Source organism: Kribbella amoyensis, assembly GCF_007828865.1.
GTDB classification, from domain to species: Bacteria; Actinomycetota; Actinomycetes; order Propionibacteriales; family Kribbellaceae; genus Kribbella; species Kribbella amoyensis.
On the sequence record NZ_VIVK01000001.1, the window covers coordinates 4,444,598 to 4,462,210 of the forward strand.

The following is a 17,613-nucleotide window of genomic DNA, read 5'->3' on the forward strand; positions in this document are numbered from 1 at the left end:
GGGCAGCTTCGTGGTTACTGTGCAGTAATCGCCGAAGCCCCGGAGGTTCACCGTGCGCAGACTCGCCCCGGTCGTCGCAGCAGTTCTCGCCTTCACCGTCGTCACGCCGATCGCCGAGACCCAAGCCCAGACCGCGGCGGGCTTCAGTACGGCGTACCAGCGCATCCCCGGGGACGGTGGCTCGCAGCTCGGTGCGGTCGTGCTCACGCCGACGGGTCAGGGCGAGGGACCGTTTCCGCTGGTCGTGATGCCGTCCAGCTGGGGCGTGCCCAATGTCGAGTACGTCGGGCAGGGGGCGAAGCTGGCGACGGCGGGATTCCAGGTGATCTCGTACTCGAGTCGCGGGTTCTGGGACTCGGGCGGCGGCATCGACATCGCCGGGCCGCCGACCGTGGCCGACGTGAGCAAGGTGATCGACTGGGCCGACGAGTACACGCCGGCCGACACGGACCGGGTCGCCGCTGTCGGCATCTCGTACGGCGCGGGCGTGTCCTTGCTCGCGGGTGCGCGGGACGACCGGATCAAGGCGGTCGGCGCGCTGAGTGGCTGGGCCGACCTGATCGGCTCGCTGAATCCGAACGACAGCGTCGCGCTGCAGGCGGTCGCGGGCCTGCTTGCTCTTGGCAACGTCACCGGCCGGCCGGGTCCGGAGATGCGGTCGCTGCAGACGAAGTTCCTCACCGGCGACTACGACGGCGCGATCGCGGACGCGCGGCAGCTGTCCCCGGTCCGGTCGGCGGCCACGGTCGTCGACGAGACCAACCGGAACCGGCCGGCCGTGTTCCTCGCGAGCGCGTTCGAGGACTCGATCTTCCCGCCGACCCAGTACACCGACTTCTTCACCCGGCTGACCGGTCCGAAACGGCTGCTTCTGGCGCACGGGGATCACGCGACCCCCGAGGCGACCGGCGGGATCGGGCTCCCGAACGAGACGTGGGACAAGCTCGTGCCCTGGTTGCGGCAGCACCTGACCGGGACGGGTGGCGACGACGGTGCCGCGGTCCAGGTGAAGGACCAGCGCGGCGTCTGGCGGGGATACCCGAACTGGGCGGCGGTCGGCGAACAGCGCACGTCGTACCTGTCGAAGCCGGTCGGCCTGTCGCGTACCGGCGGGCTGCAGGGGCAGGCGTCGACGGGATGGAGCAACCGGATCGGAGCGGGCGTACCCACACGCGCGGACAGCGGTGTCGCCCTCGTCTCGGGTGCGTTGCAAGGGTTGCTGTCGATCCCGACCGGGGTCGCCACGCCGTTGGTGGATCGCTCGTTCGCCGGGGTGTGGGCCGGACCGGTCTACCAACAAGGGGCCGTGGTCAACGGTGCGCCTCGGTTGCACGTGACCGTCACGCCGAGCGCGCGGGACACGTCGCTGTTCGCCTACCTGTACGACGTGGACGCGCTGGGCGTCGGGTCGTTGGTCACACACAAGCCGTACACGGTGCGCGGGGCAACACCTGGCAAGGCGGTTCCGCTGGACTTCCGGCTCGAGGCGACCAGTTGGCAGGTGGCGGCCGGGCATCGGCTGGTCCTCGTCGTCGACACGGTGGATCCGCGGTACCTCGGCCGCAGTGCGCTCGGCTCGTCGGTCAGTTTCAGCTCGCCCGCAGGAGACCCAGCCTGGCTCAGCGTGCCGATCGCATGACGTCACGCCGCACCTTCCTCGGACTCGGCGCGACCGCGGTCGGCACCGCGATCGTCGGCGCCCCGACCGCCCGAGCCGCCGAAAGCCAGACCCTGTACATCGGCGCCTACGCCCCGGGGGGCCTCGGCGTCGCCACCTACGACCCCGCGTCCGGCATGATCACCTCCACAGGTGTCCTCGCCGGCGTCGCGGAGCCGTCGCTCCTGATCGGCACGGACCGCTTCCTCTACGCCGTCAACGAGCAACCCGACGGCGGCGTAACGGCGATCGCAGTCGATGCCCCAGGCAAACTCCGGATCCTGAATCGCCAACCCACCGGTGGTTCCGCGCCCTGCCACCTCGCCCTGGTAGCCAAGGGCAACTACCTGCTGAGTGCGAACTACGGTTCGGGCGACGTCGCCGTACACCCGGTGAACGCGGACGGCAGCCTCGGCGAGCGGACCGATCTGGTCCAGCACGAAGGCGCCGCGCCACACGCTCATCAGGTGGTCGAGGATCCGGCCGGCGAGTACGTCCTGGCCGTGGATCTCGGCACCGACTCGGTCTACACCTACGAGCTCTCCACAGCGGGCAAGCTCGCGCTCCAAGCGACGGCCACGATGAACGAAGGCGCCGGACCGCGGCACCTCGCGTTCCACCCGTCGGGCGTGTACGCCTATGTCGCGAATGAGCTGGACAGCACGATCACGATCTGCGGGTACGACGCCGGCCGGCTGACCCCGGGGACGTCGCTGCCGACGACGCCACCGGGCGCGCCGCAGAACTATCCGGGCGAGGTGCTCGTGTCGCCGGACGGCCGGTTCGTGTACCTGACGAACCGCGGTCACAACAGCATCGCCGTGTTCGCGGTCGAAGCCGGGGGAGCGGAGCTGCGGTTGGTGGACACCCCGTCCTGCGGCGGCGACTGGCCCCGGCATTGCGGACTCGACAAGTCCGGCGCGCTGCTGTTCGTCGCGAACCAACGGTCGAACACGATCACCACCTTTCACAGAAACCAACAGACCGGAACTCTGACTCCGGCGGCCGAGTTCAGTACGCCGGTCCCGGCCTGCACGCTCAGCCGGTCGGGCCGCTGATTTCGAGGCCGGTCCCGTGCTCCCGAAAGGGCGCGGGACCGGCACCGTCGGCGGTATCGTGCGCCGAAAGCGTGGGGGGAATCGCGCTCGAACTCCGAGGGGGAATCGGATGAGGGGGAGAACAAGGCTGACCGCTGCCCTGATCGCGGGGCTGGCGATCATCGGCACCGCACCGGCCACAGCGGCTACCGCGGCACTTCCGAAGAACGGGGACGTGGTCTTCGTGTCGAACGGGAGCCTGCTGGCCATCCAGGCAGGGAGTACCGGGACGCGCACCGTACTGCCGTCGGACGGGATCCGGCCGAAGCACTCGCCGGACGGCCGGCGGCTCGCGTTCGTACGGCCCGAGCAGAACCCGGGCAATCCGCAACAGGTGGACGGGATCTACCTGCGCACCCTGGCCACCGGCGCCGAGCAACGCATCTACCAGTACCCGTGGACGAGCAACAAGCACGCGCTCGCGTGGTCGCCGGACGCGGGCTCGCTGGTCGTGTCGGACGGGGCCAAACTGGATCGGATCACCCTCGCGACCGGTGCCGTCTCGACCATCTGGACGGCGCCGGCGGGAACCGTGGTCGACGCGCCGGCCTGGTCGCCGGACGGCAGCCGGATCGCGTTCAGCACCGGGAACACGATCAAGCTGGTCCACCCCGACGGCAGCAACCTGCGCACCTTGACGGCGAGCCCGGCCGGCGTGCTGAACAACTACCCGGACTGGTCGCCGGACTCGCAGAAGATCGCCTTCGTCACCAACCGGTACCGCGGGTCGTACCGGAGCGAGCTGGTCACGTTGCCGCGGAGTGGGGCGGGGGAGCCGTACCGGGTGAGCTTCCGCGCGTATCCGAACGGGATCTTCTTCAACGGCGTCGCGTGGTCGCCGGACGGGCTGAAGATCGCGGCGATGCAGTTCAACCGGGACGCGCTGCCGGACGAGGTGGACAGCGACGAACGGTTCAAGGTCCGGGCGTACCTGCCGGACGGGTCGTACAGCTACACGCTGGTCGGGCCGATCGTCGGTGACGACGGGCCCGAGGGACTCGACTGGGCGCCCCGGGTGTCCTGATTCCGTACCGTCCGCGGGCCGGGCTGGTGCGGCCCGGCGCGCGGGCGGAATTCGGGATGCGAAGTGGTCGGCGAGGACGGATGCTGGAAGAGCCGACCAGGGAGGACCCCCATGACAGCTCCCAGCCGCGTACTCGCACCACGTTCCACCGTCCGGTTCCGTCCGCCCCACTTCGGGCTGGGCGGCGCACCGCTCGGCCGCCTGCCCGCGGACGTCGAGGGGGAGCGGGCCGCGACGAACACCGTCGCCGCGGCGTACCGGGCCGGGCTCCGCTTCTTCGACACAGCCCCGTGGTTCGGCGACGGACGGGCGGAGGCCCGTCTTGGGACCGCGCTGGCCGGATCCCCGCGAGCCGAGTTCCTGGTCTCGACCAAGGTCGGGGGTGACCTGACCGCTGATGAGGTCCGGCGATCGCTGGACGCGAGCCTGGGTCGGTTGGGCACGTCATTCGTCGACCTCGTGCTCGTGGCCGAGCCGGGTGAGCGGGCCCTGGTCGAGATCTGCCCGGTGCTGCAGGAACTTCGCAGCCAGGGTGTCATTGGCGCGATAGGGGCCGAGAGCAAGGACTGGCGCCGACTCGAGACGTTCGCCCGCGACACCGAGCCGGACGCCGTCCAGCTCGACGGCGGGTACTCCCTGCTCGACCGGACCGCGGCACCGCTGCTCGACCTGTGCGCGGAGCGAGGGATCAGCGCGATCGTGGCCGGGGCCCTGTCCTCGGGTGCGCTCTCGTCCGGTGGGCCGGTGATCTCCGGATCGGGGACCGCGGCGCCGTCCGTCCTGGAGGAGATCAGGGCGCGGCGGATCGCGGCGGCGGGCGAGCCGTACGGCGTGTCGCTGCCGCAGCTCGCGGTCGCGTTCCCGAGCCGGCATCCCGCGGTGACGTCGGTCCTGGTCGAAGCGGGCAGCCCGGCCGAGATCCGCGCCGACGCGGCCCTGGTCCGCCGGCCGATCCCGGCCCAGCTCTGGGACGACCCCGACCTCACCGCCCTCCTGACCGGCCCCTGACCGAGGCGCTTGACCGAGGCGCTTGACCGAGGCGCTTGACCGAGGTGCTTGACCGAGGTGCTTGACCGAGGTGCTTGACCGAAGCGCACCGACGGAAGCATCTGACCGAAGCGTCTGACCACTGCTCCTGATCGAAGCCGGGGCGGCGAGCGAGGTGGTGGGCGGGATCACCAGCGTCCGGTGACCCCGGCCACCACCTTCGGCCGGCTGGCTGGCTACTCTGAAACTCAGGTCCGCCGTTCTTGGCCGGACCCCGGACGAGGGCGCCGTACCCGGTCGACGCAAAGACGGCGCTGAGCCCCTGGAGGGGCGTACGCGATGCACGCAGTCGACATTCTCGAGATCGTCGGGGCGATCACCATCCTGATCGCCTTCACCGCTTCCCAGACGGGCCGCCTGGCGACCAAGACCCGCAGCTACCAGCTGCTCAACCTGGTCGGCTCGGCGGTGCTGGCCGCGATCGCCCTCGTCCAGGCGTCCTGGGGCTTCCTGCTGCTGGAAGGGACCTGGGCTGTAGTCAGCCTGTTCGGCCTGATCGCCGTCCTCCGCCGCAAACCCGAGCCGACCCTCCAGCACTGAGCCGACCCTCCAGCACTGAGCCGGAGCCCAGTCCTGAGCCGAGGCCCAGGACTGGACCGAAGCCCAGGACCGGTCAGAAGCGGTCGGCGGGATCGGCCGGTGTGCCGGGGCTGTCGGGCGTACCGGTCGGGGCCGGGCGGGTGCCGGTCCCGGTCGGGCTCGGGGTCTGGCCCGGGCTGGTCTGGCTCGGGCTGCTGCTCGGCCCCTGCGTCGGCGAGCCCGTCGTCCCGGGCGGCGGCGTCGTCGGGGTGATCGTCACGGTGGCCGTGCCGTTCGTGTTCGGCGGGATCACCGGGCCCGGGTCGACCTCGGGCGCGTTGCGGAACAACAGCCACGCGATCAGGACCGCGAGCGCCATGATCAGCGCCATCGCCAGCAGGGACAGCATCAGCGCCACTCGCGAGGCCGGACGCAGGACCGCGGGCCAGGGCAGCGGCCAGATCCGGAACAGGCCCGGGCGGCGGCGGTTCTCCCAATGGTGCCGGAAGTCCGGGCCCCGGAGGCGGCCGAGCTGCGGAATCCGGTCCATCAGGACGGCGGAGAGCACGTCCTCGCCGCGCCGCTCGGCAATCGAGCGTTCGTCCGTCGCCGAACTCGACCCGTCGTCCTCGCGGACCGGTCCCAGTGCGACCCAGAGCGCCAGGTCGTCGTCGTCCGCGTCGTTGTGCGCGAGCACCGCGGACCCGGGCAGCTCGTCGACCGCGGTGACGAACCGGTCCCGCGCGGCGGCGTCGTCCGCGGACCCCTCGGTCATCATCGCGATCACGGCCCCGCGGCCGTCATCGGTCCTCGCGACGTACAGGTAGCCGGCCGCGTTCGCACCGAGCCGCCCGCGCAACCAGTACTCGCCGACGCGCGGCGGGTCCTCCGGCTGCAGCGGCAGTGCGTCCGGCACCAACCGCGGCGGCGCACCCTCTGTGGGGGTGGCCGGCGGCGCGGCGGGCTGGGATTCGGTCGCGGTCATCAGCACCAATCCCACCACATGACCGGTAACACTGTCCCCCAACCCAGCCCGAACCCCGCCGACCTCACCAGTCCGCCGCGCCCCACCCGTACCCCGCCCGGCCCACCGCCGGCCCGCCGGAACCGCGCTCCCGGGCCCGGTCGGGACGCATGGGGATTTGCGCGGACGGGGAGGATGGGATGCGGGACCGGGCGGGGCGTGCCGTGCGCGGACCCGGAGATCTGATGGAATGGCAGGTGTTCGCGACCGTACATGGTCCTTCGGGACCCCGGAAGGACAGGCATGACCGAAACCACTGTGCCGGCAGGGTCTGTGGCCCAGCAGTCCCACCTGGTCAGTGAGGCGATCAACGAGGTCAAACGTGTGATCGTCGGCCAGGAGCACATGGTCGAGACGCTGATGGTCTCGCTGCTGGCCAAGGGCCACTGCCTGCTCGAGGGTGTGCCGGGGGTCGCCAAGACGCTCGCGGTCCGGACCTTCGCCTCGGTGGTCGGCGGGACGTTCGCCCGGATCCAGTTCACCCCGGACCTGGTGCCGTCCGACATCGTCGGCACCCGGATCTACCGGCAGACCCGGGAGACGTTCGACATCGAGCTCGGCCCGACGTTCGTGAACTTCGTGCTCGCCGACGAGATCAACCGGGCCCCGGCCAAGGTGCAGTCGGCGATGCTGGAGCTGATGGCCGAGCGGCAGGTGTCGATCGGCGGCCAGACCTTCCCGATGCCGAAGCCGTTCATCGTGATCGCGACCCAGAACCCGATCGAGTCCGAGGGCGTGTACCCGTTGCCCGAGGCGCAGCGGGACCGCTTCCTGGTCAAGATCGACGTACCGCACCCGCGCGGGCACGAGGAGTTCGAGATCCTCCGCCGGATGAGCGTGGACCCGCCGCAGCCGCGCCAGGTGCTCAAGCCCGAGACGATCCTGGAGCTGCAGCGCTCGGCCGAGCAGGTGTTCGTGCACAACCTGGTCGCCGAGTACGCGGTCCGGCTGGTGATGGCGACCCGGACGCCGACCGATTTCCACCTGCCCGACCTGGAGCCGATCATCGAGCTCGGCGTCAGCCCGCGGGCCACCCTGGGCCTGATCGCGGCCGGTCGCGCGCTCGCGCTGATCCACGGCCGCGACTATCTGCTGCCGAGCGACATCCAGACCGTCGCCCTGGACGTGATGGGGCACCGGCTCGGCCTCACCTTCGACGCGATCGCGGACAACATCGACCCGCGCGCCGTGGTCGAGCGCATCCTGGCCACCGTGCCGCCGCCGCAGCCGGTCTGGCGGGACGGCAACGACGGCTCCGGACGCCCGGAGTTCGTCTAGTGCGCGGCTGCCCACCACCGACCGGTACGGCGCGCTGATGGCGAACCGACCGGACCCACGGGCTGCGATGACGATCTCGCAGCTCGCCCCGGAACGCGCGCTGCGCCGGCTCGAACTCACCGTCGTCCGGCGCCTCGAGGGGTACCTGCACGGTGAGCACCTCGGCCTGTTGCCGGGACCGGGGACCGAGCTGGCCGAGGCCCGCGAGTACCAGGTCGGCGACGACGTCCGCCGGATGGACTGGGCCGTCACCGCCCGGACCACGATGCCGCACGTCCGCGACCTGATCGCGGACCGTGAGCTGGAGACCTGGGCGCTGGTCGACCTGTCCGCGTCGATGGACTTCGGCACCACCCAGCTGGAGAAGCGGGAACTGGCCGTGGCCGCGGTCGCGACCGTCGGCTTCCTGACCCACCGGCTCGGCGACCGCTTCGGTGGACTGATGCTGCGCGACTCGGCGTTGCGCCGCTGGCCGGCCCGCTCGGGACGACTCGCGCTGTACGGGCTGTTGCGGGCGTTGCTCGCGGAGAAGGACCACGGCGAGCAGCAGGCGCGCAGCGACCTGGCCGGGGCGCTGGAGTCGATGGCGCGGACCCAGCGCAAGCGGGGACTGCGGGTGGTCGTGTCCGACTTCCTCACCCCTGAGGACGGCGAGACCGACAGCCGGGCGGAGCCGTCCTGGGAGCGCGCGATGCGCAAGCTCACCGTCCAGCACCAGGTGCTCGCCGTCGAGATCGTCGACCCGCGCGAGCTCGAACTGCCGAACATCGGTGTCGTCATGATCGGCGACCCGGAGACCGGCGCGATCCGCGAGCTCGACACCCGCAAGCGCCGCGTCCGCGAGGAGTACGCCGCGGCCGCGCTCGCGCAGCGGGAACGGACCAGGACCGCCCTGCGTAGGGTAGGAGCGGGACACCTGGTTCTGCGGACCGACCGTGACTGGGTGGCCGACACCGTGCGGTTCGTGCTCGCGTACCGCCGAGTCGCCCCCCGCCTGCACCAACCGCCGAAGGGAGTGGCTCGCTGATGGAGTTCCTGTCTCCGGCCAGACTGTGGTTCCTGCTGCTGATTCCGCTGGTCGTCGCAGCGTACGTCTACCTGCAACACCGGCGCGCGCAGTACGCCCTGCGCTTCACCAACATCGCGTTGCTGGACCGGGTCGCGCCGCGGCGTCCGCAGTGGCGGCGGCACGTGGCCGTCGTACTGGCGTTGCTGGCCGCGGCCTCCTGCATCGTGGCGTTCGCGCAGCCGAAGGACGAGGTGAAGGTGCCGCGGGAGCGGGCCACCATCGTGGTCGCGATCGACGTGTCGCTGTCGATGATGGCGACCGACGTCGACCCGAACCGGCTCGAAGCCGCGAAGAAGTCGGCGAAGAACTTCGTCAACCAGCTGCCGTCCAAGTTCAACGTCTCGCTGGTCAGCTTCGCGGGGACGGCGTCGATCATCGTCCCGCCGACCACCGACCGGGCCACCGTGCAGCGCTCGATCGACGGGCTGGAGCTGGCCGAGTCGACGGCGACCGGTGAGGGCATCTTCACCTCGCTGCAGGCGCTGACCCAGGTCCCGCCGGACCCGGAGCACCCGAACGACCCGGCCCCCGCCCGCATCGTGCTGCTGTCCGACGGCAAGCGGACCGTCGGGCGGACCGCGCAGGAAGGTGCGCAGGCAGCCAAGTCGAAGAACACCCCGGTGTACACGATCACCTTCGGTACCGACTCGGGCTTCATCGAGATGGACGGCATCCGCCAGCGCGTTCCCCCGGACCGCGCCGAGCTGCGCAGCGTCGCCGAGATCACCGACGGCCAGGCGTACACGGCGGAGTCCGCGGGCGAGCTGGAGGACGTCTACAAGGACATCGGCAGCTCGGTCGGCTACGACAAGGTCGACAAGGAGGTCACCTCGCGGTTCGCCGGGATCGCGATGCTGCTGACCCTGGCCGCCGCCGGAGCCTGTATCGCGCTGGCCTCCAGGTTCCCGTAGGACCCGGGGCCGGCGGTCCCGGGCCGGCGAACCGTTCGTCAAGCCTTCGTCACGGCTCGCCCTGGCCGGCCTGGACGGCCCGCTGACCGTGGGAGGCTTGGTGGATGAGGTTCCTGGTGCTGGGCCCGGTGCGGATCCTGGCTCGTGCCGGGGAGCCGGTCGGCTCGTCGATCCAGCGCCAGCTGGTCAGCCTGTTGCTGTCCCGCGCGGGCCGTCCGGTCCCCGCCGAGGTCCTCGCCGACGAGCTGTGGCCGGGTGAGGGTGCCCCGCTGCCGCGGCTGCAGACCCAGGTCCACCGGCTGCGCAAGGTCCTGGACGACCCCGAGCGGATCGAGCACGAGCAGGGCACGTACCGGCTGCGGCCCCGCCCCGGTGAGCACGACGCCGAGCGGTTCGAGCGACTCCACGGGGACGGGCTGCAGGCGCTCGCGGCCAACGACCCACAGACCGCCCGGGACCTGCTCCGCGAAGCCGTCGAGCTCTGGCGCGGACCGGCGTACGCGGACGTCGACCTGCCGTCGGTCCGGGCCGAGGCGGCTCGGCTGGACGAGCTGCGGGTGGACACCCTCGAGGCGATGTACGACGCCGAGCTGGCGACCGGGAGTACGCCGACGGCCGAGCTGAAGCGGCTCACCGAGGAGCACCCGCTGCGGGAACGGTTCGCCGCCCAGCTGATGATCACCCTGCACCAGGGGGACCGCCAGGCCGAGGCGCTCGCCGTCTACCAGCAGACCCGGGACCGGCTCGTCGCGGAACTGGGCGTCGAACCAGGCCGTGAGCTGCGCCGGATCCAGTCCAGCATCCTGGCCGAGGAGCCGCCGGTGCTGGGCGTCCAGCCGGTCGTCGTACCGCAGCAGGTGCCGCCCGGTGTGGAGCGCCTGTACGGGCGGGACGCCGAGCTGGCCGTGCTCGACGAGGCGCTCGCCCCGGCCCCGAAGGACTCCACCGAGCCCGGCGTCGTGATCGTCACCGGCCCGGCCGGCGTCGGGAAGACAACCCTGGCCCTGCACTGGGCCCACCTGGTCCGGGACCGCTTCCCCGACGGCCGGCTGTACGTCGACCTGCACGGGTACTCGGCGGGGGAGCCCAGCGAGCCGGCGACGGTGATCGGCCGGCTGCTCCGCGACCTGGGTGTGCCGGACCAGCGGATCCCGGCCACGGCCGACGAGCGGTCGGCGCTGCTCCGGAGCCTGACCGCTCGACGCCGGATGCTGATCGTGCTCGACAACGTCCGGGACACCGCGCAGGTGAAGACCCTGCTGCCCGGTCCTGGTCCGGTCGTCGTGATCACGGGACGGACGCGGCTGACCGGACTCGCGGCCCGGCATCGCGTCCACCGGTTGGAGTTGGCCGAGTTGGACGAGTCCTCCGCCGTCGCCCTCCTCGGACGACGTCTCCCGGCGAACGGGACGGTCCAGGGTGGGACCGAGGCCCTCACCGAGATCGCGGCGATCTGCGGAAGGTTGCCCTTGGCCCTCACCTTGGCCGCGGAGAAGGTCGAGCGCGGGCCGGACCACCTGGCCGGCCTGCTCGACGACCTGCGCGACGAACGGGGCCGGCTCGACGAGCTCGCGCCGCCCGACGATCCCGACGCGGACGTCCGGGTGGTGCTGTCCTGGTCGTACCGGGCGCTCCCCAAGGACGCCTGGCCGAGCCGCTTGTTCCCTTTGCTGGCGCTCTGCCCGGACTCCGTGTTCCGGGTACCGGCGGTGGCGGCGCTCGGCGCTGTGTCCGAGCGGGAGGCACGGCTCGCCCTGGACACGCTCTGCTCGGTGAACCTGCTCCGGAGCCCCGAGCCGCGGACGTACCAGGTGCACGACCTGGTCCGGCTCTACGCGGCCGAGTTGCTCACCGAGCTCGGCCCGAACGAGCGGGCGGCCGCGTCCGACCGGCTCGGCGACTGGTACGCGCGGTCGGCCGAGAACGCGCGGCGTGCCATCCAGCCGTTCAACCCGGTCCTGAGTGATCGTTCCGGGGTCCCCGGAGTGGTGGCGACGGAGTTCGGTGATCTCGATGCCGCGCTCGGCTGGTTCGACCAGGAGCGCGAGAGCCTCGGCCGGCTGCTCCCGCGGTTGGTGGCTGACGGCAACGATCAGGCGGTGGTCCAGCTTGCGGTCGCCACCGCGGTCCATCTCAACCGCCGGTCCTCGCCGGCCGAGGCGGTGCAGGTACTGACCCTGGCCGCGGCGGCCGCCGAACGGCTCGGCGATCGCGCCGCGGAGGCGAGCATCGCGAACCGGCTGGGGAACAGCCAGAGCCGGGCCGCCGACTATCCGGGCGCCATCCGTTCGCTGGAGCGGGCGGTCCGGCTCTTCGCCGGGCTGGAGGACCGGTTCCGGGAAGCGATTGCCGAGGGCAACTTGGGTCTGGTGCTCCGGCTGATGGGCGATCCGGAGGCCGCGGCCACGCATCAGGCCCGCTCGCTGGAACTGCACGAGGTCAGCGGGACGGCGAACGACCAGGCCGTCACGCTGAACAACCTGGCGATGGCCTACCTGGATCTCGGCCGGACCGACGAGGCGGTGACCGCGGCGCGGCGTGCGGTCGAGATCCACGCGGAGGCAGGGGATCGGGACTTCGAGGGGTACGCCGCCGACACCCTGGCCACCGCGTACGCCGCCCGCGGTGAGTACGACGACGCGTTGCGCTGGTTCGAGCGCTCGCTCGAGATCGCGCGGGACAGCGGCGACCGGTGGATCGAGGCCGACAGCCTGCGCAATCTCGGCCTCGTCCTGCGCGACGCGGGCCGGGCGGCCGAGGCGAGGACGGTGCTCGCCCGCGCGCTCTGGCTGCTCGACGACCTGGACGCCCCGGACAATGCGAAACTCAGCCGGTCCGAAATCACCCAGGTGCTGCGAACACTCTGATCGGCGAGCCGCGACACGACGGTGATGTAGTTGACACGGCCAAGTTGCTGGTATCCGTGGGGTCTGTGGTGCAGTATGTACTAGCTGTCCGGGATTTTCAGACACCTGTTCGAGAACGCTGGGGAAGGCGCCCCTCGAGCACAGGAGGTCCCGGTGGCGACGACTCGTGGCGTGTTGTACGTCCACACCGTGCCGTCCGCGTTGTGCCCGCATGTCGAGTGGGCCGCGGGCGGCGTTCTCGGCGTGCCCGTGAAGCTGGACTGGACGCCGCAGCCCGCGGCCCAGGGGACGTACCGGGCCGAGCTGTCGTGGCAGGCGGAGACCGGCACGGCGGCCAAACTGGCGTCCGCGTTGCGCGGCTGGCAGAAGCTGCGGTTCGAGGTCACCGAGGAGCCGAGCAACGGGGTCGAGGGCGAGCGGTACTCGTTCACGCCGACGCTCGGCGTCTTCCACGCGACCATCGGCGTGCACGGCGACATCATGGTGCCCGAGGACCGGTTGAAGGCCGCGATGCTGAAGGCGGCCGGCGGCGAGGCGGACCTGACCGAGGAGGTGGAGCGGTTGCTCGGCCGGCCGTGGGACGACGAGCTCGAACCGTTTCGGTACGCCGGTGACGGTGCTCCGGTCCGCTGGCTCCACCAGGTGGTCTGACCGCGAACCTGAGAACTTCTGAAGAAAGCGCCGTCCTCCGCAGACAGGAGCGAACTTTTCCACCAGGCTGTGAGTCAGACTTCCCGCCAAGGGTGAGGAGCCGTGGCCGCTGGGCCACCGGGTGTCGGGACACCCCCGGTTGTCGTGAACAACAGCGGCCGCACCACGTGAGAAGGGCGCGAACCCCAACGGGTTCGCGCCCTTCCGCTGTTTCAGGCCTGCTTCAGAGCGGGATGTTGCCGTGCCGCCCGCGGACGCGGCCGCCCGCCTCGGCGGCCGCGATCGCCGCGGCCAGCTTGGACCGGGTCAGCCCCGGCTCGACCACCTCGTCGACGACCCCGATCTGGCGGGCCCGCTCGATCCCGCCGGCGATCTTCTCGTGTTCGGCGGCCAGCTCCGCCTCCACCTTGGGACGCAGCTCCGGCTCCACCTCGGCCAGCTTGCGCCGATGCAGGATCCGGACCGCGGCGATCGCTCCCATCACCGCCACCTCGGCCCGCGGCCAGGCGAACACCCGGGTCGCACCGAGCGACCGCGCGTTCATCGCGATGTACGCCCCGCCGTACGTCTTCCGCGTCACCAGCGTGACCCGCGGGACGACCGACTCCGCGAACGCGTGCAGCAGCTTGGCGCCGCGCCGGACCACGCCGTCCCACTCCTGACCGACGCCGGGCAGGTACCCGGGGACGTCGACCAGCACGACCAGCGGGACACCGAACGCGTCGCACATCCGGACGAACCGGGACGCCTTCTCGGCCGACAACGCGTCCAGGCAGCCGCCGAGGCGGAGCGGGTTGTTCGCGATCACACCGACCGTCCGTCCGCCGAGGCGGCCGAGCGTGGTGACGATGTTCGGGGCCCAGCGCTGATGGAGCTCGACGCCGGTTCCGTCGTCGAGGACCCCGCCGACCAACGGGTGGACGTCGTACGCGCGCTTGGCCGACTCGGGCAGTAATCCGGACAGGTCGGTGTCGGGGACGTCGGCGGCCACCTCGCCCTGATTCGCGAACAGGTCCGCGAGCCGCCGCGCCTGCTCGATCGCGGCCGCCTCGGTGTCGGTGGTGATGTGGACGACGCCGGACCGCCGGCCGTGCGGCTCGGGTCCGCCGAGGCGGAGCATGTCCACGTCCTCGCCGGTGACCGAGCGGACCACATCCGGCCCGGTGACGAAGATGCGGCCCTCGGGCCCGAGCACGACCACGTCGGTCAGCGCCGGCCCGTACGCCGCGCCGCCGGCCGCCGGGCCGAGGACCACGGAGATCTGCGGGATCTTGCCGGAGGCCTGGGTCATCGCGTAGAAGATCCGGCCGACCGCGTGCAGGCTGAGCACGCCCTCGGCCAGCCGGGCCCCACCGGAGTGCCAGAGCCCGATGATCGGCAGTTCCTCGGCGCGGGCGACCTCGTACGCACGGACCACGACCTCGCAGCCCTGGTCGCCCATCGCGCCGCCCATCACGGTCGCGTCGGAGCAGAACGCGACCACGGGCGCGCCCGCCACGGTCCCGCGGGCCGCGAGCATGCCGGAGAGGTCGTCGGGCGTGATCAGCTCGAGGCTGCCCGGGTCGAAGAGTGCGGTGAGCCGGGTGACCGGATGCCGTGGATCCTGCTCCCGCGGGACCTTCTGCGGTCTGGCCGGCGCTTGCGGGGCGGTCGTCATGGGTCCTCCCGGTTCACAGGGGCTGTCGGGACGACCGGCCATGGTTCGGCCGGCCATCCCGCCGTACGCGTCGGACCGCCTGGTCCAGGGTCAGACCGACTTGAAGGCCAGGGCGGCGTTGTGTCCGCCGAAGCCGAAGGAGTTGTTCAGCGCCGCGATGTCCCCGTCGGCCAGCTTGCGCTGCTCGGTCGCGACGTCGAGCTCGATCTGGTCGTCGAGCTTGTCCACGTTGATGGTCGGCGGCGACACCCGGTGGTGGATCGCCAGCACGGTGGCCAGCGACTCGACCGCGCCGGCCGCGCCGAGCAGGTGACCGATCATCGACTTCGGCGCGGTCGCGATCGCGTGGTCGGCGTCCTGGCCGAGGGCCTGCCGGATCGCCAGCGACTCGGCGATGTCGCCCTGCGGCGTCGAGGTCGCGTGCGCGTTGATGTGGAAGATGTCGGCCGGGGTCAGGTCGCCCTCGCGCAGCGCCCGCTCCATCGCCCGGCGCGCGCCGGATCCGGTCGGGTCGGGCTGGGCGATGTCGTGTCCGTCGGCGGAGATCCCCGCACCGGCCAGCTCGGCGTAGATCTTCGCGCCACGGGCCTTGGCGTGCTCGTACGACTCGAGCACCAGGACACCCGCGCCCTCACCGAGCAGGAAGCCGTCCCGGTCCACGTCCCACGGCCGGGACGCGCGCTCGGGCTCGTCGTTGCGCTTGCTCAGGGCCATCATCTGGCCGAACGCGGCCAGCGGCAGCGGGTGGATCGAGCCTTCGGTGCCGCCGGCCAGGACGACGTCCGCACGGCCGAGCCGGATCTGGTCCAGCGCCAGCGCGATCGCCTCGTTGCCGGAGGCACACGCCGAGACGGGGGTGTGTACCCCGGCCTTGGCGCCGAACTCCAGGCTCACGTACGCCGCCGCCGAGTTCGGCATCAGCATCGGGATCGCCAGCGGCGAGACCCGCCGCGGGTTCGACTTCAGCGCGTCGTAGTTGGCCAGCGTGGTGTGCAGGCCACCAATGCCGGAGGCAACGGCCACGCCGAGCCGCTCGCGCTCCAGGTCGGCGTCGGCCAGACCGGCGTCGGCCCACGCCTCCCGCGCGGCGACGACGGCGAACTGCGCGTTCCGGTCGAGCCGGCGCGCCTTCACCCGCTCGATCACCTCGGTGGGCTCGACCGCGGCGGGCGCGGCGATCTGCACCGGTAGGTTCTCCACCCATTCCTGGGTCAGCCGCTTCGCCCCGGACCGGCCGGCCAGCAGTCCTTCCCAGGTGCTGGACACGTCGCCCCCGAGGGGGGTGGTGGCTCCGAGCCCGGTGACGACGACTCGGGTCTTCGACATGGTTACCTCATCCTTCGGCGAGAGAGCTGGTGGGTGAACGAGGGGTGGGTGGCGGACCGGGCCGCCGTCCGGGAGAACGGGCCCGGAGCCCGGCCGGCGCGGTCGCCCACCGGGCGGATGGTCCGCCCGATGAGCTCCCCGGCTGCCAGCACGATCGAGGGTTCGATCAGCCGTTCTGGGCGCGCTCGATGAACGCCACCGCGTCGCCGACGGTCTTCAGGTTCTTCACCTCGTCGTCGGGGATCTTCACGCTGAACTTCTCCTCGGCCGCGACCACGACCTCCACCATGGAGAGCGAGTCGACGTCGAGGTCGTCGGTGAAGGACTTGTCCAGCTGGACGTCCTCGACCGGGATGCCCGCGATCTCGTTGACGATCTCGGCGAGGCTGGAGCGAATCTCTTCGGTGCTGGCCATCTGTTCGATTCCCTTTCGGATTTCTTTCCTTGGATTCCGGACCCGGCTGGGCCGGTCCCGGACAGCTGGAGGTTACGGCAGCCGGATCACCTGGGCGGCGTACACCAGCCCGGCGCCGAAGCCGATGATGAGGGCGAGGTCGCCGCTCTTGGCCTCACCGTTCTCCCGCATCGCGCTGATCGCGAGCGGGATCGACGCGGCCGAGGTGTTGCCCTGCCGCTCGATGTCGCGGGCCACCTTGATGTGGGCGGGCAGCTTGAGCGCGCGGTGCATCGCGTCGGTGATCCGCATGTTCGCCTGGTGCGGGACGAACAGGTCCAGGTCGTCCGCGCTGACGCCGGCGACGTCGAGGGCCTGCTGGGCCGCCTTGGCCATCTCGAACGCCGCCCACCGGAAGACCGGGTTGCCGTCCATCCGCAAATGCGGCCAGTTGTAGCTGCCGGCCGCCTCCTGCCAGGACTCCTTCTGGCTGATCAGCTCGTGCTGGCTGCCGTCGGAGCCCCACACCACCGGGCCGATGCCCTGCTCCTCGGCCGGACCGACGACGGCCGCGCCCGCACCGTCGGCGAAGATGAACGCCGTACTGCGGTCGGTCCGGTCGGTGAGGTCGCTGAGCCGCTCCACGCCGATGGCGAGCACGTACTTGGCGCTGCCGCCCCGGACCAGGTCGCTGGCCAGCGCGACGCCGTAGCAGAACCCGGCGCAAGCGGCCGAGATGTCGAACGCGGCCGCCGTCGGCGCCCCGATCTCGGTGGCGATCCGGGTCGCGATCGCCGGGGTCTGGTACAGGTGCGTGACGGTGGCGACGACGACGCAGCCGATCTGGGCCGGGTCGATCCCGGAGTCGGCCAGCGCGGACTTCGCCGCCTCGACCGACATCATCAGGACGGTCTCGTCGGCCTCGGCCCAGCGGCGTTCGCGGATCCCGGACCTGGTCCGGATCCACTCGTCGCTGGACTCGATGTGCTCGAGGATCTCCGCGTTCGGTACCACCCGGCGCGGCCGGTACGACCCGAGGCCGAGGACCGCGGTGTGGGTGGAGCCGGTGGCGGTGGTGATGGTGCCGGTCAT

General features: G+C 71.5%; 15 protein-coding genes and 1 riboswitch. Of the genes, 10 read left to right on the forward strand and 5 right to left on the reverse strand.

Annotated elements, in window-relative coordinates:
• Window positions 1-52 precede the first annotated feature (52 nt).
• The 5 genes from FB561_RS21020 (at window position 53) to FB561_RS21040 (ending at window position 5,365) form a co-directional block, all read left to right on the forward strand.
• A complete protein-coding gene (locus tag FB561_RS21020; protein ID WP_238334948.1) occupies window positions 53-1,639 on the forward strand; it encodes a CocE/NonD family hydrolase in 1,587 nt (528 codons plus the stop codon).
• Window positions 1,636-2,715 carry a lactonase family protein gene (locus FB561_RS21025; protein ID WP_145809173.1) on the forward strand — a complete coding sequence of 360 codons (1,080 nt, stop codon included), beginning with the start codon at window positions 1,636-1,638 and terminating at the stop codon, window positions 2,713-2,715. The genes FB561_RS21020 and FB561_RS21025 overlap by 4 nt, the downstream gene beginning before the upstream one ends.
• 109 nt (window positions 2,716-2,824) lie before the next feature.
• The gene (locus FB561_RS21030; protein WP_145809175.1) at window positions 2,825-3,778 is read left to right on the forward strand and encodes a PD40 domain-containing protein; all 954 of its coding nucleotides are present in this window, start codon (window positions 2,825-2,827) and stop codon (window positions 3,776-3,778) included.
• 111 nt (window positions 3,779-3,889) lie between these two features.
• Window positions 3,890-4,786, forward strand: a complete 897-nt coding sequence (locus tag FB561_RS21035) for an aldo/keto reductase (protein WP_145809177.1) — start codon at window positions 3,890-3,892, stop codon at window positions 4,784-4,786.
• Between the two features lie 227 nt (window positions 4,787-5,013).
• A riboswitch (guanidine-III (ykkC-III) riboswitch) is annotated at window positions 5,014-5,083 on the forward strand.
• A gap of 21 nt (window positions 5,084-5,104) precedes the next feature.
• The gene (locus FB561_RS21040) at window positions 5,105-5,365 is read left to right on the forward strand and encodes a CBU_0592 family membrane protein (protein WP_145809179.1); all 261 of its coding nucleotides are present in this window, start codon (window positions 5,105-5,107) and stop codon (window positions 5,363-5,365) included.
• Between the two features lie 73 nt (window positions 5,366-5,438).
• On the opposite strand, the gene FB561_RS21045 is transcribed toward FB561_RS21040, so the two are convergent.
• Window positions 5,439-6,329, reverse strand: coding sequence for a hypothetical protein (locus tag FB561_RS21045; protein ID WP_145809181.1), 891 nt, complete (start codon window positions 6,327-6,329; stop codon window positions 5,439-5,441).
• Window positions 6,330-6,611: 282 nt separating this feature from the next.
• Here FB561_RS21045 and FB561_RS21050 point away from each other — a divergent pair, with 282 nt between their 5' ends.
• The 5 genes from FB561_RS21050 to FB561_RS21070 all read left to right on the forward strand — a co-directional run bounded on the left by FB561_RS21050 (window position 6,612) and on the right by FB561_RS21070 (window position 13,144).
• Entirely contained in the window at window positions 6,612-7,646 is a 1,035-nt protein-coding gene (locus FB561_RS21050) for an AAA family ATPase (protein WP_145809183.1), read from the forward strand.
• Between the two features lie 37 nt (window positions 7,647-7,683).
• Window positions 7,684-8,673, forward strand: coding sequence for a DUF58 domain-containing protein (locus FB561_RS21055; protein WP_238334949.1), 990 nt, complete (start codon window positions 7,684-7,686; stop codon window positions 8,671-8,673).
• Window positions 8,673-9,626 (forward strand): VWA domain-containing protein, encoded by a 954-nt coding sequence (locus FB561_RS21060; RefSeq protein ID WP_145809186.1) that lies wholly within the window; start codon window positions 8,673-8,675, stop codon window positions 9,624-9,626. Before FB561_RS21055 ends, FB561_RS21060 begins: the two co-directional genes overlap by 1 nt.
• Before the next feature lie 104 nt (window positions 9,627-9,730).
• The gene (locus FB561_RS21065; RefSeq protein ID WP_145809188.1) at window positions 9,731-12,493 is read left to right on the forward strand and encodes an AfsR/SARP family transcriptional regulator; all 2,763 of its coding nucleotides are present in this window, start codon (window positions 9,731-9,733) and stop codon (window positions 12,491-12,493) included.
• A gap of 153 nt (window positions 12,494-12,646) precedes the next feature.
• Entirely contained in the window at window positions 12,647-13,144 is a 498-nt protein-coding gene (locus FB561_RS21070) for a DUF3145 domain-containing protein (RefSeq protein WP_145809190.1), read from the forward strand.
• Window positions 13,145-13,367: 223 nt separating this feature from the next.
• Here the strand turns inward: FB561_RS21070 and FB561_RS21075 are convergent, their stop codons facing one another.
• From FB561_RS21075 to FB561_RS21090, 4 genes are all read right to left on the reverse strand, one after another.
• Entirely contained in the window at window positions 13,368-14,801 is a 1,434-nt protein-coding gene (locus FB561_RS21075; protein ID WP_145809192.1) for an acyl-CoA carboxylase subunit beta, read from the reverse strand.
• Between the two features lie 90 nt (window positions 14,802-14,891).
• Complete coding sequence (gene fabF / locus FB561_RS21080) at window positions 14,892-16,127, reverse strand: beta-ketoacyl-ACP synthase II (RefSeq protein ID WP_145809194.1); 1,236 nt, start codon at window positions 16,125-16,127, stop codon at window positions 14,892-14,894.
• 166 nt (window positions 16,128-16,293) lie between these two features.
• A complete protein-coding gene (locus tag FB561_RS21085) occupies window positions 16,294-16,542 on the reverse strand; it encodes an acyl carrier protein (protein ID WP_012920191.1) in 249 nt (82 codons plus the stop codon).
• A gap of 72 nt (window positions 16,543-16,614) precedes the next feature.
• Window positions 16,615-17,613 (reverse strand): beta-ketoacyl-ACP synthase III, encoded by a 999-nt coding sequence (locus FB561_RS21090; RefSeq protein ID WP_145809196.1) that lies wholly within the window; start codon window positions 17,611-17,613, stop codon window positions 16,615-16,617.

Bases quoted from the DNA above. Each gene is read 5' to 3' on its own strand.
- FB561_RS21060 (WP_145809186.1), top strand. From the start codon at position 8,673: ATGGAGTTCCTGTCTCCGGCCAGACTGTGGTTCCTGCTGCTGATTCCG.
- FB561_RS21090 (WP_145809196.1), bottom strand. From the start codon at position 17,613: ATGACCGGCACCATCACCACCGCCACCGGCTCCACCCACACCGCGGTC.
- FB561_RS21035 (WP_145809177.1), top strand. From the start codon at position 3,890: ATGACAGCTCCCAGCCGCGTACTCGCACCACGTTCCACCGTCCGGTTC.
- FB561_RS21055 (WP_238334949.1), top strand. From the start codon at position 7,684: ATGGCGAACCGACCGGACCCACGGGCTGCGATGACGATCTCGCAGCTC.
- fabF (WP_145809194.1), bottom strand. From the start codon at position 16,127: ATGTCGAAGACCCGAGTCGTCGTCACCGGGCTCGGAGCCACCACCCCC.
- FB561_RS21045 (WP_145809181.1), bottom strand. From the start codon at position 6,329: ATGACCGCGACCGAATCCCAGCCCGCCGCGCCGCCGGCCACCCCCACA.
- FB561_RS21040 (WP_145809179.1), top strand. From the start codon at position 5,105: ATGCACGCAGTCGACATTCTCGAGATCGTCGGGGCGATCACCATCCTG.
- FB561_RS21065 (WP_145809188.1), top strand. From the start codon at position 9,731: ATGAGGTTCCTGGTGCTGGGCCCGGTGCGGATCCTGGCTCGTGCCGGG.
- FB561_RS21075 (WP_145809192.1), bottom strand. From the start codon at position 14,801: ATGACGACCGCCCCGCAAGCGCCGGCCAGACCGCAGAAGGTCCCGCGG.
- FB561_RS21025 (WP_145809173.1), top strand. From the start codon at position 1,636: ATGACGTCACGCCGCACCTTCCTCGGACTCGGCGCGACCGCGGTCGGC.
- FB561_RS21085 (WP_012920191.1), bottom strand. From the start codon at position 16,542: ATGGCCAGCACCGAAGAGATTCGCTCCAGCCTCGCCGAGATCGTCAAC.
- FB561_RS21030 (WP_145809175.1), top strand. From the start codon at position 2,825: ATGAGGGGGAGAACAAGGCTGACCGCTGCCCTGATCGCGGGGCTGGCG.
- FB561_RS21050 (WP_145809183.1), top strand. From the start codon at position 6,612: ATGACCGAAACCACTGTGCCGGCAGGGTCTGTGGCCCAGCAGTCCCAC.